Below are 16,280 nucleotides of genomic sequence, written 5' to 3' on the forward strand. Positions count from 1 at the left end.
TGTCTTCTGGCCACTGTCCACTGTCCACTGACTACTGATTTTGGCATTTCGTCTCATTTTCCCCCTAACAATTTTTAAAATCCGATTATTGTATCATTTTTGTAGAATAATAAATTAGACCTATGATTAAGAAAATTACGCTAGCCCTTTTACTGGCTTTTCCTGTGCTTTCTTCGCTTGCGCAGGCCCCCGATGAAAATCGTTTTGTGAAATCAGTTTTGGTAGACAAATTAGATGAACCGATGGAGTTTACCTTTTTGCCGGATGGACGGATCCTGTTTGTGGAACGCAAGGGAGATGTGAAGTGTTATGACACGAAGACCAAAGAGACGAAGACAATCGCTCACTTAAATGTGAACACGAAATACAAGAACCGTTTGGGTCAAGAGCGTGTGGCAGAGGAGGGATTGATGGGTATTGTTTTGGACCCTAACTTCAGCAAAAACCACTGGTTATATCTTTATTATGCGCATCCAACGGAGACGAAGCACATTTTAGCGCGTATGGAATTGCGTGGCGATGAGTTATTAGTAGAGCAACAAAAAGTGCTTTTGGAGGTTCCTACACAGCGGGAGGAATGCTGCCATACGGGTGGTGGAATGGTTTTTGACAAATCAGGAAACCTGTTCTTAACCGTAGGAAATAATACAAGTAACAGTAATTCAGATGGTTATGCGCCTATCGATGAGCGTCCAGGTCAAGCGTATTGGGATGATCAACGTGGTGCGTCGAATACGAATGATTTACGCGGAAAGATTTTACGCATTCACCCAGAGGCGAATGGTACCTATACGATTCCAAAAGGCAATTTATTTGCGCCTGGAACACCTAAGACGAAGCCAGAAATTTATACGATGGGTCACCGCAATCCTTGGAGACCGAGTATTGACTCGAAAACGGGTTTCTTATATTGGGGTGAAGTAGGTCCGGATGCGTCAGTAGATTCAGAAAAAGGTCCACGCGGGTATGATGAGTTTAATCAGGCCAAAGGTCCAGGCTATTATGGTTGGCCTTATTTCATTGGAAATAACCAAGCCTATGCGGATGTAAACTTTGAGACGATGTCCATTGGGCCTAAATTCAATCCAGCGGCTCCAGTGAACGAATCTCCAAATAACACCGGTTTGCGTGAATTACCTGCGGCAACGAAGGCGATGATTTGGTATCCGTATGGAACGTCAGAGGAGTTTCCTTTAGTGGGTTCATCAGGTCGTTCAGCGACGGGAGGTCCAGTTTTCAGAAAGGCGGATTTTGCAGGTGCGAAACGTGCATTTCCATCGTATTACGAGGGAAAATGGTTAATCGTGGAGTTTATGCGTGGCTGGATTATGGCAGTTACCATGGATGAAAAAGGAGATTACAAGTCGATGGAGCGCTTTATGCCATCTACAACTTTTGGATCTGCGATCGATATGGACTTCAGTCCTGAAGGAGATTTATATGTATTAGAATATGGTTCGGCTTGGTTCCGCGGAAATGAAAATGCGCGTTTGGTGAAGATTGAATACCAAGGCGGAAACCGCAAGCCGTATGTAGAAGCATCTTCAGCTAAGAAGGCGGGAGCTGCTCCCTTTACAACGACTTTATCTGCAGATGGAACGAAAGATTTCGACGGAGATAAGTTGATCTATACGTGGACAGTCAAGAAGGCCGGCAAATTCGTGAAAAATTTATCAGGAGCTAATCCGACCTTACAATTGAGAGATGCGGGTAAATACGAAGTGACTTTGAAGGCGGCAGATCCGAAAGGATTATCGAACACGGCTTCTTTGGAAATCTTAGTGGGTAACGAAGCTCCAGTAGTGGATATCGCGGTGGAAGGAAACAAATCGTTCTATTTCGAGGGGCAGCCTTTGAAATACGAAGTGAAAGTTGAAGATAAAGAAGACGGAACGCTAGGTAAAGGTATTGCCAAAGAGGCAGTTGCAGCGACCGTGGATTATGTAGCTTCAGGTTACGATCCGATCGAGATGGCGCAATCGCACCGCAAGGCTGATAGCGATTTATTTGCCTCTGCAGGTCTTCGTTTGATCAACGCAAGTGATTGCAAGTCTTGTCACCAAATGTCTGTACGTTCTGTAGGGCCATCTTACAAAGAAGTGGCGGAGAAGTACAAAGGCCAAGATATGGTGGAGAAACTTTCTGACAAGGTAATTGTTGGTGGAATGGGCGTTTGGGGCGAACACGCGATGTCTGCTCACCCGAATATCTCGAAAGCAGATGCGAAAGCGATGGTGAACTATATCTTGAGTTTAGGAGATGCCAAAGCAAGTAATGCCATCGCCACCTCAGGAACCTTAGGTTTGAAAAAGCCAGCGGATCAATCGTCTTCGAAAGGCGTATTCGTGGTTCGTGCGACTTATTTAGATAAAGGAAATAAGAAGATGGCTCCAGTTCAATCGGAGAAATGGTTGTTCTTGCGTCACCCAGCCTTGAACGTGGAGAAAGCAGATATGACGAAAGGTATTTTGCAATTGATTACTCCAGGTCGTTCGACGAATATGGTGGGTCAAAATCCACACTTAGGTTACAAGGATTTAGATCTAACTGGAATCTCAACAATTGAAATTTCAGCTTCAGCACAAGCGCGTTCTAACGCCGCGGGTGGTGTGATTGAAATTCGGTTAGATTCTCCTACGGGAACGGTTATTGGTCAAACAGCACCGATCGAAGTGTCACAAGGTGGATTTGGTGGACCTCCTCCAGCTGCGGCTCCAGGAAAGGGTGCGCCACTAGGAACAGGAGTAGCTGCGCCAGCTTCAGCGCCTGCAGCTCCAGCGGCACCGGCTGGTCAAGCGCCACGTAGAATGAATGGTCCATCTGCCCAAAAAGTAGCTATCCAACCAACTTCAGGTTCTCATGATTTGTATTTTGTAGCAGTAAACCCGAAAGCAACCGAACAACAAATCGTCGTGCAGATCTCGGGTATTGAAATGAAAAAATAGTCTTTTGATTATAGTAATTCTGGGGTCCTCTCTGCTTTAATGGAGAGGACCCCTTTTTTTATGCGCTATACCATCTTTTTGTTGTTAATTTCTGGCTCCTTATTGGGCCAAAAAAACATCACCACCGCTTCGGACGCCACGGCGCCACTCCACGCATTACAGCCAGATTACCCCACGCCTTACGGTGCGCCTACAGTTGAAAATATCCAAAAAACCATCGACCGCGTCTTCGCTTATTTAGAAACGGCGACGCCTGATCGTTTTGTGGATAAGACGAGCGGCGCAGAAGTGAAAACCTATAACGCAAATACCCTATTTAGCAAGGGGGATTTTCGTCCGATTTCCTACGAATGGGGAGTGACTTATTCCGGAATGCTCGCTTTAACAGAAGTCACCGGGGATGTGAAATACAAGAACTATGTGTTTAATCGCCTCAATCTGATAAATTCGGCTGTTCCAGAGGCCATAAAGATTCCCGCAGATCAATCTCATGTGTTGAAAGGCTTAGTGCATCCTCGCGCATTAGACGACATCGGAGCGATGGGAATGGCCGTGGTCAAGGCGAAGCAAGCAGGCTTCACGACCGATATGTCTTACATTACGAAACGTGCCTCTGACTTTATTTTAAAGGAAGAGCATCGCTTACCGGATCGCACTTTGGTGCGGATTCGACCATTACACCACACGATGTGGCTGGACGATGTCTATATGGCTATTCCGGCTATATTGCAGTTAGGGGAATATGAGGAGGCGGTTTTTCAGTTCAATGCCTACCGCAAACGGATGTTCAATCCGAACCAAAATATTTATATGCACGGTTATTTAGTGGACGCCACGGAGCACCCGGAATTTCATTGGGGGCGTGCGAATGGCTGGGCCTTGTTGACCAACTGCGAATTATTGGAGTATTTGCCGGCGAATCATCCGGCTCGTTCGGAGATTTTGGCCCAATTAAAAAACCACTTGAAAGGGCTGATGGCATTGCAGGATGGGACGGGGTTTTGGCATCAATTACTGGATAAAAATGATTCCTATTTAGAGACTTCTGCGACCGCTATTTATACCTATGTGATGGCCAAAGGCATAAATAAAGGCTGGCTCGACCCTAAAACTTACGGTCCGGCAGCAATTTTAGGTTGGAATGCAGTCAATACGAAAGTGAATGAAAAAGGTCAAGTGGAAGGGACTTGTGTGGGAACAGGTTTAGCCTGGGATCCAGCGTTCTATTACCATCGTCCTATTTCACCGTATGCGGCACACGGATATGGTCCCGTTTTATTAGCCGGCGCGGCGATGATGGATTTAGTGACACATCACACTTACCAAATCAATGATTCTGCCGTACATTTGAAATAATTATGAAAAATACGTTTGATTTAACAGGAAAAATAGCGCTAGTCACGGGTTGTAAGCGAGGAATCGGAATGGCGATGGCGCTAGGTTTAGCGGAGGCTGGTGCGGATATCATTGGGGTTTCGGCTAATTTAGAATTGTCGGGTTCTCAGGTTTCCAAAGCGGTAGAGGCTTTAGGTCGCAAATTCAAAGCTTACCAAGCTGACTTCTCAAATCGCGATTCACTGTATGCTTTCATCAAACAGTTGAAAGCTGACTATCCTCGTATCGATATTTTAGTGAACAACGCAGGAACCATTTTGCGTAATCCGGCAGCGGAACATTCAGATGAGTTTTGGGATGAGGTTTTAGAAGTCAATCTGTCATCTCAGTTTATTTTGAGCCGCGAAATCGGTGCTCGGATGATCGCTGAAGGCAGTGGAAAAATTATTTTTACGGCTTCTCTATTAAGCTTTCAAGGCGGCATCAACGTTCCCGGATATGCTGCTAGCAAAGGCGGTATTGCCCGTTTAACGATGGCTTTAGCTAACGAATGGGCAGGGAAAGGAGTAAATGTGAATGCGATTGCTCCAGGGTATATTTCCACCGATAATACGACGGCATTGCGCGAAGATAAAGAGCGCAGCGCTTCTATTTTAGGACGAATTCCGGCGGGAAGATGGGGAGAACCGGAGGACTTCAAGGGTCCGGTGGTGTTCTTAGCCTCTGAAGCCTCTAACTATGTTCACGGAACCATTTTGACCGTCGATGGCGGCTGGATGGGGCGGTAGGAGAGCAGAGATAATAGATTATAGATAATAGAGTAGAGAGAGGAGATAAATAATCTATAATCTCTTATCTACACTCTACAATCTCTACTCTATACTCTCTACTCTATAATCTCTAAACTAAATGCTATGAAAAAACTTACCCTAATCCTCACCCTCCTCTCCACCTCTCTTTTCGCGCAGAAAATCGATGTGGACAAACAAATCGCGTTAGCAGGCCAACAATATCAATTGATGCTGGCGGCACAACCAGATACGAGCACGACGGTGCACTCGGCGAAGCAAGATGGGACCTACAGAAATATGCCATCGAAGTGGTGGTGTTCTGGGTTTTTCCCGGGCGGACTTTGGTTCTTGTATGAAAAGACCAAAGATCCGAAATGGGAATCGGCTGCGCGATTATGGACGGAGGCAGTGAAGAAGGAGCAGTTCAATACCGGGACGCACGATTTAGGGTTTATGATGTACGATTCTTTCGGGAATGGCCTGCGTCTGACGAAGGATCCGGAGTATAAGAAGGTATTGATTCAATCAGCGAAATCTTTGGCGACACGTTTTGATCCCAAAATCGGCTTGATTAAGTCATGGAATGGTTTCAAAGGAGGATATCAATATCCGGTGATCATCGATAACATGATGAACCTGGAATTGTTGTTCTGGGCGTCACGTGAAACGGGAGATCCACGTTTTAAGGAGATCGCGATTATTCACGCGGATAATACGATGAAGAACCATTTTAGACCGGATTATTCGAGTTATCATGTGATTTGCTATGATGTGGATGGCAAGGTTTTGGCCAAAAAACAACACCAAGGCTACCAAGACGAATCTACCTGGACACGCGGACACGCTTGGGCAATGTACGGCTACGTAGAAATGTACCGCAACACGAAGGACAAAAAATACCTCGACTTCGCCCAAAAAATCTCTGATTTCTATTTAAATCACCCGAATATGCCGGCTGACAAGATTCCGTATTGGGATTTTTATGCGCCTAACATTCCTACGGAAGAGCGCGATGCTTCGGCGGGTGCGATTGCAGCGTCTGCCTTGTTAGAATTGAGTACCTATTCTGGAGAGAAAGGCAAGCGCTATTACGCAGATGCGGTGAAGATGTTGGAGTCCCTTTCGTCTCCAGCGTACCGTGCAGCTTTGGGTGAAAACAACCACTTCCTGATCAAGCATTGTGTGGGAGCAAAATCGCTGAATTCAGAGATTGATGTGCCTTTAATCTATGCGGATTACTATTATTTAGAAGGCTTGTTGCGCTACCAAAAAATGGCTAAAAAATAGACGGCTTTTTGGGCTGAATTTCGTACCTTTGAGGCTTCATTTTTTATCAAGCCCCATGTCAGTTAAGAAAATTCAATCAGCCTTAATTTCGGTTTATTACAAGGACGGTTTAGCGCCCATCATTCAAGAACTTCATAAAAACGGAGTGACACTTTATTCTACGGGAGGGACGCAGTCTTTCATCGAAGAATTAGGTATTCCCGTGATTGCAGTAGAAGATTTAACGGGATATCCGTCGATCTTTGGTGGTCGTGTGAAGACCTTACACCCGAAGGTTTTTGGAGGAATCTTACACCGTCGTGACTTAGCGTCTGATGTGGAGGTGGCCAAACAATATGACATTCCTGCTTTGGATTTAGTGATGGTGGATTTGTATCCATTCGAGGAAACAGTAGCATCTGGAGCTTCTGATGAAGATATTATTGAGAAAATTGACATTGGTGGTATTTCTTTAATCCGTGGTGGAGCTAAGAATTTTAATGATGTATTAATCGTTTCTTCTCGTGATCAATACGCGGAGGTAGCGGCGATTTTTGCAGCACACAGCTCTACTTCTACTACGTTAGAAGAACGTAGACGTTTTGCTGGAAAGGCTTTCCAGGTTTCGTCTCATTACGATGGAGCGATTCAACGTTATTTTGCAGGCCAAACAGCTGATTTAGCTAACTACACGACCTTGCCAGCACACGGCTTGCGTTATGGAGAGAATCCTCACCAACAAGGTAAATTCTACGGAGATTTAGCGGCGCTATTTGATAAATTACACGGTAAGGAATTGTCTTACAATAACTTAGTAGACGTAGATGCTTGTTTGTCTTTATTAGACGAGTTTGCTGAAACGGCTTTCGTGATCATTAAGCACATGAATGCGTGTGGTGTAGCGACAGGAACAACGGTTAAAGAGGCCTACGATAAGGCGCTTTCTTGTGATCCTATTTCTGCCTTTGGTGGCGTGTTAGCCACAAACAATATCGTGGACAAAGCGGCGGCAGAATCGATCAACCCTTTATTCTGTGAGATTCTGATTGCGCCTGACTTTACGGAGGAGGCTTTGGAGATCTTAAAGACAAAGAAAAACCGTATTTTATTGAAGCGTAACCAGGTTACTTTTCCTAAGGTAATGTTCAAGACCCTGCTAAATGGTGTTTTAGAGCAAGATAAGGACTTGGTAATGGAGGGTGTGGAAGATTTCAAGACGGTGACGAAACGTGTTCCTACAGACGAGCAAAAGCGCGCTCTAGCGTTTGCGTTAAAGATTTGTAAGCATACGAAATCGAATACGATCATTTTAGCGAATGATGGCCAGTTATTGGCTTCAGGAGTGGGTCAAACTTCTCGCGTAGATGCTTTAAAGCAAGCGATTGATAAAGCAAAGGAATTTGGATTTGACTTAAACGGCGCGGTGATGGCTTCGGATGCGTTCTTCCCATTCCCTGATTGCGTTGAAATTGCTGGAAATGCGGGTATTGTGGCTGTTACGCAACCAGGCGGATCGATAAAGGATCAAGATTCGATCGATTACTGCGATGCGAATGATTTAGCCATGGTCATGACGGGAATTCGTCACTTCAAACATTAGGATTATTCAGTTAAAAACTTTATTTTTAAGGTTAAGAATCAACAATATTTCCGGGCGATTAAAAAGCTCGTTTTAACACACATTAAATTACATTATGTCAGAAGCACAAGATACATCAGCTCAGGATCGGGCAAATTATGGTGCAGATAATATTCAAGTATTAGAGGGTTTAGAGGCGGTTCGTAAGCGTCCATCCATGTACATTGGTGATACCGGTTTTAAAGGTCTTCACCACTTGATCTGGGAGGTAGTGGATAACTCGATTGATGAGGCGTTAGCCGGTCATTGCGATATGATCAAAGTGACGATCAACACGGACAATTCCATCTTAGTAGAAGATAATGGTCGTGGTATCCCTACGGGAATGCACACGAAGGAAAAGCGTTCTGCTCTAGAGGTAGTTATGACGGTGCTTCACGCCGGTGGTAAATTCGATAAAGATACCTACAAGGTTTCTGGTGGTTTGCACGGTGTGGGTGTTTCTTGTGTGAATGCCTTATCGACAGATTTAAAAGTAACGGTATATAGCCGTGATGGTAAAATTTACCAACAAGAATATAAAATCGGGGTTCCACAATACCCGGTAAAAGAGGTAGGAACAACAGATCGTACAGGTACATCGGTATTATTTAAGCCAGATGAGACGATTTTCACGGTTACAGAATACAAATACGAAACAGTTGCGGGTCGTTTACGTGAATTATCTTTCTTGAATGCGGGTATCCGTATTCAATTAACGGATATGCGTGAATTAGATGAGTATGGCGTGGCGAAAACGGAAGAATTCTTCTCTGAAGGAGGTCTTCGCGAATTCGTGATGTTCTTGGATTCTACGCGTGAGCCATTACTTTCTGAGCCTATCTATATGGAAGGTGATAAGAATGGGGTTCCTGTTCAAGTGGCGATGGTGTACAACACATCCTACACAGAAAACGTGGTTTCGTATGTCAATAACATCAACACGATTGAAGGTGGTACACACGTAGCGGGTTTCCGCGGTGCTTTGACTCGTACCTTGAAAAACTACGCAGATAAGTCAGGTGCCTTAGATAAATTAAAGATTGATATCGCGGGGGATGACTTCCGTGAGGGATTGACAGCGGTTATCTCGGTGAAAGTGGCGGAGCCTCAGTTTGAGGGCCAAACAAAAACCAAATTAGGTAACGGCGAGGTGTCTGGTGCAGTTTCTGCAGCGATGTCTGATATGTTAGAGTCTTGGTTAGAAGAGCATCCGAAAGAGGCTCGTCAAATCGTTGCCAAAGTAATCTTAGCCGCTCAAGCGCGCCACGCTGCTCGTAAGGCGCGTGAAATGGTTCAACGTAAGACGGTTTTAGGTTCGAACTCGTTGCCAGGTAAATTAGCCGACTGCTCGGATTCAGATCCAGAAACATGTGAGATCTACCTTGTCGAAGGGGACTCAGCGGGTGGTACGGCGAAACAAGGCCGTAACCGGGCGTTCCAAGCGATCTTGCCTCTACGTGGTAAGATTTTGAACGTAGAGAAAGCACAGGAATACCGTATCTACGAAAACGAAGAGATTAAGAATATGATTACGGCGCTAGGCGTTTCTTTCGGAAAAGATGGAGATGAGCGTGCGTTGAATATGGATAAATTGCGTTACCACAAGGTGATCATCATGACCGATGCGGACGTTGACGGTAGTCACATTCGTACCTTGATTTTAACGTTCTTCTTCCGTTATATGCGTGAATTAGTAGATCGCGGCTGTATTTACATTGCACAGCCACCGTTGTACCAAGTGAAAAAGGGACAACAAGTGCGTTACGTTTGGACAGAAGATCAACGTACCCAAGCGATTCAAGAATTAGCCGGTGGTGGAAAAGAAGACAACGTAGGCGTACAACGGTATAAGGGTCTTGGAGAGATGAACGCGGAGCAATTGTGGGAAACGACGATGAATCCAGAGTCTCGTACCTTGAAGCAAGTGACGGTTGAATCTGCGATCGAAGCTGATTTATTGTTCTCGATGTTAATGGGAGATGAAGTAGCGCCACGTCGTGACTTCATTGAGAAGAATGCTAAATACGCTAAAGTAGACGTTTAGAATGAATTTTGATTTTAAGTCGTATCATTTGCGTGGCATTCACGCAGAGACGCTGGAGGAAAAGCAAAAGATCAATCAAGAATTGAAAGACTTTTACAATTCCTTAACAGAGGAGGACAAACGCTTGTTTAATTTAGAACTCCAGAAATTCTTGGCCACAGAAATGGGGCGTTTGGGTTCTGATTATCAAGCCATCAAAAATCAAGTTCCTACAGAATAATATGAGTGAATTAGATAAAATACTGAAACACGATGAGTCAAAAGATTCCCTTGCCGGGAATCTTTTGTCATTACTTACGCCTACGAATTGGAAGATTAATCTGATGGCTCCGCGTGAGCAAAATCGGAAAGTAGATAAATCGACCCAAAAGTCGAACGATACCATCGCGAAATCAAAATTCATCTCGCGTGATTTGTCGTGGTTGAAGTTTGACGAGCGCGTTTTGGATCAGGCACGTGATACGTCTAAGTCACTTTTTGATCGCTTAAAATTCTTAGCGATTACGGCCTCTAATTTAGATGAGTTTTTTACCATCCGAATGGGCTCTTTGTACAATTACATCGATTTAGGGAAAGAAAGAACGGATTATTGCGGTTTGCGTGAGGTGCCTTTTAAGCAGGCAATTATTAACGATGCACAGGAATTTACACAAGAAAAGCACCGTCTGTTCATGGAGGAAATCTTGCCTTTATTTCCGGAAAATGGGCTTTTATTAGCTTGTTTAGATGATTTAGACGAAGACGAAAAGGAAGAGGTTGCGACCTATTTCCAGCGGACGATCTACCCGATGCTGACCCCGATGGTGTTCGATCATACGCACACGTTCCCGAGTTTGCTAGCGAAGACCTTAATTTTTGGGGTTGTAACGGTAGGCCTTTCAGACAAGAAAAAGACGCGAAACGAGAAGGAACAAAAGATCTCTTTTGTGCAGATTCCGTTGAATTTGAAGCGTTTCTACGTGATTGAACGGGAAGATAAAGTGTTATTTATCCCGATTGAAGAGATTATACGCCACCATTTGCAGGTTTTGTACCGCAATGTGGAAATTGAATCGACGACCTTGTTCCGTATCACGCGTAATGGAGATTTTGATTTAGTGGAACACGAAGATTCGGATACGGATTTTGTGGATGAGGTGAAGAAGAAGATCAAGGACCGTCGTTTGGGTCGTGTGACGCGTGTGGAGGTGGAGAAATTCCATTCGGATTTCTTGTTGACAGAAATGTTAAAGCGTTGGAATTTAGACCGTTCGGATATTTTTGTCAAGAATTCGATATTGGATTTTACGTCTTTTTGGCAAATCTTAAAACACGCTGAATTTAAGACGCAAATGGCTGTTAATCCGGCTGTGGTACCGGCTTTAGGTCTGAAATCGGTGGTGATTGATGATATTTTTGATACCATTAAACGCGGTGATATTTTATTACACCATCCCTATAATAATTTCGAACCCGTTATTCAATTATTGGAGCAGGCAGCAGATGATCCCAAAGTCTTAGCGATTAAGATCACCCTGTATCGTATTTCTAAAAACTCCCGAATTTCGAGTGCTTTATTACGTGCGGCGGAGCAAGGAAAACACGTTTCGGTCTTGTTTGAGGTGAAGGCGCGTTTTGATGAGGAGAACAATATTAAGGAGGCAACGAAATTGCAGAAAGCGGGTTGCTTCGTGATTTATGGTATTCCGGGATTGAAAACGCACACAAAGTTGTTGCAAGTGATTCGGAACGAGGGCAATCACGTGGTGAGTTATGCTCACCTTTCCTCTGGAAATTACAATGAGGATACGGCCAAATTATACACAGATATTGGCCTTTTAACAACGGATACTAGGATTACGCAAGATATCTCCGAGTTCTTCAATGTAATCACGGGGCACTCGATGCCTACTCATTACGAGCATTTAATTACGGCGCCGCGTGATATGCGGAATCGCTTGATCGAGATGATCGAAAATGAGGTGAAAAATCACCAGCAAGGTTTGCCGGCCGGAGTTTGTTGGAAGATTAACTCTTTACAGGATTTAAAGACGATGGAAGCACTTTACAAAGCTTCTCAAGCAGGTTTGCCGGTGCTTTTGATTGTGCGCGGTATCTGCTGTATTCGTCCACAACGCAAAGGTTTATCAGAGAATATCTTCATTAAATCGATTGTAGGAGAGTATTTAGAGCATACACGTTTGTATTATTTCCACAATGCCGGCGATCCTAAAATTTATGGAGGTAGTGCGGATGTGATGGTTCGAAGCTTTGACCGACGTATAGAATCCTTATTTGAATTAGTGAATACACGCGCGAAGAATCTGGCTATTACTATCTTAGACTGGAATCTTCAGGATACGAAAAATTCGTACGAGATGCAGGAGGATGGGACCTATTGGAAAATCGAAAGCGATGTACCTTTTGATATCCATACGAAATTTTACGAAATCAAAGACGAGGATTTGGTTGCCGAACTAGCTTTTGATAAATTTACAGTTAGCCTAGATACGAAACTAGAATCAAAATAGGCGAATTACACCAACAAACAACACATGGAAAGATTTACAGGATTGCTCGGTATCGTTTTGATTTTGGGCGTATCATTTTTGATGTCGAATAACCGAAAAGCGATCAATTACCGGACGGTAGGCGTAGGTCTTTTAATGCAAGTGTTGTTAGCGGTGTTTATTTTAAAGACCGAGACAGGCCAAAACCTCTTCCAATGGTTAGGTGATTCCATCAATACCTTATTAGGTCAAGCGGATAAAGGAGCACAATTTGTGTTCGGATCGCTCGTGAATCGTGATTTGATGATTAAGGCCTTTGGTCCCGGAAATGATTATATTTTCTTTTTCAAAGTAGTTCCTACGATCATCTTTGTGTCTGTTTTAGTGAATATGTTCTACCATTTAGGCATACTTCAGCGCGTTGTTTCCTTTATCGGAAAAGGCGTTCACTGGTTAATGGGTGTGGAGTGGGGCAGAGGCGCTTTCGAATGTGGCATCCACTTTCGTAGGCCAGGTAGAGGCTCAAATCATGATCAAGCCTTATTTGAAAAACATGACGAATTCGGAGCTGATGGCTTCGATGACGGGTTCATTTGCCTGCATCGCAGGTGGTGTAATGGCCGTTTATATCTCCTTGGGAGTTCCAGCAGCGTATTTATTAGCCGCTAGTTTGATGGCTGCACCGGGTGCACTTGTGATTTCTAAAATTATGTTCCCAGAAACGGAGAAGTCGGAGACGGAAGGGGAAGTGAAATTAGAATTATCAAAAACACACGCGAATTTAGTCGATGCCATCGCGGCAGGAGCGAGTGAGGGTTTGAAAGTGGGGATGAATGTGATCGCGATGTTGATCGGTTTTATTGCCTTGATCGCCTTAGTGGATTTAGGATTAGGACACATCGGTGCTTGGATCAACTATCCCGAATTATCGATGAACACGATTTTAGGAAAAGTATTCTCTGTGTTTGCTTTTGCGATGGGCGTTCCGGCACAAGATATCGAAGTGGCTGGTGCCTTGATGGGTAAGAAAATGGTGGTGAATGAATTCGTCGCTTATTTAGATATGGTGCATTTGAAAGCAACCTTGGATCCGAAGACGATCGCCATTACGAGTTTTGCTTTATGTGGTTTTGCGAACTTTTCATCGGTTGCTATCCAAATCGGGGGTATCGGAGAATTAGCTCCCTCTCGTCGTTCCGATTTAGCGAAATTAGGCTTCAAAGCCTTGATTGCAGGTACTTTGGCCTCTTATTTATCAGCTACTTTAGCAGGCTTATTATTATAATATGCGCATTGATCCCGAAACCGTCGAGCGAATAAAGCAAACGGCTGCGGTGGCAGACGTGATCGGGGATTATGTGACGATTAAGAAGAAAGGCGCGAACTATTGGGCTTGCTGTCCGTTCCACGGAGAGAAGACACCGTCTTTTTCTATTTCCCCAGCGAAGGGAATCTACAAATGTTTTGGTTGTGGTAAAGCGGGTGATTCTGTGCGTTTCATTATGGATATGGAAGGTCTGGGTTACGGTGAGGCCTTACGTCATTTGGCCAAAAAATACGGTATCGACATCCAAGAAGAGGAAATGACCGACGACCAGCTGGTTCGTCAGAATGAGCGCGAAAGTCTTTTAATCATCCTCGAATACGCGAAAGAATACTTCAAAAAACAATTATACGATACAGACGAGGGGAAATCCATCGCCCTGCCTTATTTCAAGGAACGGGGTTTCTCTGATGCTACGCTTCAATCATTCGATTTAGGCTACAGCCCAGAAGCCTGGGATGCTTTCTTGAAAGCGGCCCTAAAACAAGGTTTTTCTCAAGAAATCATTGAAAAAGCGGGTTTAGTTACCCAAAAGAATGACGATGGAAAGGTCTACGATCGATTCCGTAACCGCGTCATATTTCCGATTCACAATGTGTCGGGGAAAATCATCGCTTTTGGCGCTCGTATTCTTCGGAACGACGCGAAGAACCAGGCGAAATACCTGAACTCTCCAGAAACGGAAGTTTACCACAAGTCAGCTACTTTATACGGTATCTCACAAGCGAAGAATGAGATCCGGGCAAAAGATGTTTGCTATTTAGTAGAGGGCTACACGGATGTGATTTCCTTGCATCAAGCGGGAATTAAAAACGTAGTAGCGTCTTCGGGTACGTCTTTGACCATCGAGCAGATCAAGTTAATTGGTCGCTTCACCCAGCACGTTACCGTTCTTTATGATGGGGATTCTGCGGGTATTAAAGCCGCCTTGCGCGGAATGGATCTGATCTTAGAGGAAGGCTTGCAGGTGAATTTAGTCGTATTTCCGGAAGGAAATGACCCGGATTCCTTTGTTCGCAAGATCGGTTCTGAGGCATTCATTGACTACATCAAGAAAGAGGCGAAGGACGTGATTTCGTTCCAAGCGAATCTGTTCAAAGAAGAAGCAGGGGACGATCCTTTCAAGAAAGCCGAAATGATTAAGGAAATGGTTCAATCCATTTCAAAAATACCAGATGCCATTCAACGTAGTCTTTTCATTCAAAAGACCGCAACGATGATGCGGATGGATGAAGATGTGCTTTTAGCGGAATTGAATAAGATTCAGCTGAAAAAGATGAAGGGCGCGAGCCAAGATCCTCAGCAAATTTCCGCACAGCAATATGCTGAGGTGCGTCAATTGATTGAGCCCACTTTTGCGGATGATGACGAGCCGGCGCAAGTACAGAATTTAGCCTATTACCAAGAATTAGAATGTGTCCGTTTGTTGATTAATTACGGGCATTTGGAAATCAATCCAGAAAAGGCTCCGGGTTTAACGGTGGTGCATTATTTAATTGATGAATTAGAAGGTACGGTTTTCCAAACGCCCTTGTTTATTCGCATTCTCGATCTTTGTAAACAAGAGTTTGGAGCGCAGCGTGCGCCTAAGCCTGATTTCTTCTTGCACCATACGGACGAAGAGATTCAATCTTTCTCGATTAATATCTCGTCTGAAAAGCACGCTTTATCTTCTGAATGGAAAGATAAGCACGAGATTCGGGTGAACACAGATGAAGAGTTGTTAGAGGATTTAGCTTACAAGAATGTATTGCGCCTTAGAAAGGTGTATAATGACCAACATTTGCAGGAGATCTTGAGCAAATTAGATTCTTTGAAAGCGGATGCAGCGGAAATGGATGAAGTGTTACTTGAATTCATCCGTTTGAAGGAAATCCAGAAAAATATTTCACAAGAATTAGGTACAGTCATTGAAAAATAGCCTATTTTTACTCCTGAATGAAAAAAATACTTGCCATAATGCTATTCTCAGTGCTGCTTTACCAAGCAGGCGGTTTCGCGTTGCAGTATTTATCAGAAGGCAATACCGTAGCCGTTGATCCAGAAACGGAAGAGACAGTTGTCGTTAAAATACCCATCAATTTACCTTATCAAACAGATTGGGTTTCTTCAGAAGAAGTCGAGGGTTCCGTTCGCCAAGGCGATGAGTTCTACGAAATGAAGGAGCGTAAAGTGGAAAATGACACCTTAGTAACAGTGATGGTGAAAGACCGCAATGCGCGAGAGAATTTCTTCGACTTGGCAGAGCAAGTAAACGAACATTTAACCGACGAGCCTGGTTCTACTCCCGCTAAAACGAAATTAATCAATACCCTCGTAAAAGAATATTGTGCTCAGTCTTCAGGCTGGGTATTCTATATTATGGAATGGCCTGTTACAACAGAAGCGCCCATTCATGCTATTTTATCTACCAAAGACTTCTCGTCTGAATTTTTCGCGCCGCCACGGCAAGCTTAATTTTTCTT

At 44.1% G+C, this 16,280-nt stretch carries 10 protein-coding genes and 1 pseudogene; all 11 read left to right on the top strand.

The window, feature by feature from the left end:
• Positions 1-122: 122 nt before the first annotated feature.
• The 11 genes and pseudogenes from G9X63_RS08150 (at position 123) to G9X63_RS08205 (ending at position 16,272) form a co-directional block, all read left to right on the top strand.
• Positions 123-2,945, top strand: a complete 2,823-nt coding sequence (locus tag G9X63_RS08150) for a PQQ-dependent sugar dehydrogenase (protein WP_252622390.1) — start codon at positions 123-125, stop codon at positions 2,943-2,945.
• Between the two features lie 60 nt (positions 2,946-3,005).
• Complete coding sequence (locus tag G9X63_RS08155) at positions 3,006-4,301, top strand: glycoside hydrolase family 88/105 protein (RefSeq protein ID WP_252622392.1); 1,296 nt, start codon at positions 3,006-3,008, stop codon at positions 4,299-4,301.
• Positions 4,302-4,303: 2 nt separating this feature from the next.
• Positions 4,304-5,068, top strand: coding sequence for an SDR family oxidoreductase (locus tag G9X63_RS08160; protein ID WP_130923598.1), 765 nt, complete (start codon positions 4,304-4,306; stop codon positions 5,066-5,068).
• A 126-nt stretch (positions 5,069-5,194) separates the two neighbouring features.
• Complete coding sequence (locus G9X63_RS08165; protein WP_130923597.1) at positions 5,195-6,358, top strand: glycoside hydrolase family 88 protein; 1,164 nt, start codon at positions 5,195-5,197, stop codon at positions 6,356-6,358.
• Positions 6,359-6,413: 55 nt separating this feature from the next.
• Positions 6,414-7,937, top strand: a complete 1,524-nt coding sequence (gene purH, locus G9X63_RS08170) for a bifunctional phosphoribosylaminoimidazolecarboxamide formyltransferase/IMP cyclohydrolase (RefSeq protein WP_252622394.1) — start codon at positions 6,414-6,416, stop codon at positions 7,935-7,937.
• Between the two features lie 94 nt (positions 7,938-8,031).
• The gene (gene gyrB, locus G9X63_RS08175; protein WP_252622396.1) at positions 8,032-10,002 is read left to right on the top strand and encodes a DNA topoisomerase (ATP-hydrolyzing) subunit B; all 1,971 of its coding nucleotides are present in this window, start codon (positions 8,032-8,034) and stop codon (positions 10,000-10,002) included.
• A gap of 1 nt (position 10,003) precedes the next feature.
• Entirely contained in the window at positions 10,004-10,222 is a 219-nt protein-coding gene (locus G9X63_RS08180) for a hypothetical protein (RefSeq protein ID WP_130896131.1), read from the top strand.
• A gap of 1 nt (position 10,223) precedes the next feature.
• A complete protein-coding gene (gene ppk1 / locus G9X63_RS08185) occupies positions 10,224-12,512 on the top strand; it encodes a polyphosphate kinase 1 (protein ID WP_236633920.1) in 2,289 nt (762 codons plus the stop codon).
• A gap of 24 nt (positions 12,513-12,536) precedes the next feature.
• A pseudogene (locus G9X63_RS11100) lies at positions 12,537-13,776 on the top strand (NupC/NupG family nucleoside CNT transporter).
• 1 nt (position 13,777) lies between these two features.
• Entirely contained in the window at positions 13,778-15,736 is a 1,959-nt protein-coding gene (dnaG, locus tag G9X63_RS08200) for a DNA primase (RefSeq protein WP_252622402.1), read from the top strand.
• 17 nt (positions 15,737-15,753) lie between these two features.
• Complete coding sequence (locus tag G9X63_RS08205; RefSeq protein WP_252622404.1) at positions 15,754-16,272, top strand: hypothetical protein; 519 nt, start codon at positions 15,754-15,756, stop codon at positions 16,270-16,272.
• Positions 16,273-16,280: the final 8 nt, after the last annotated feature.

The sequence above is a fragment of the Aquirufa antheringensis genome, from assembly GCF_023921165.1.
Lineage (GTDB): Bacteria > Bacteroidota > Bacteroidia > Cytophagales > Spirosomataceae > Aquirufa > Aquirufa antheringensis.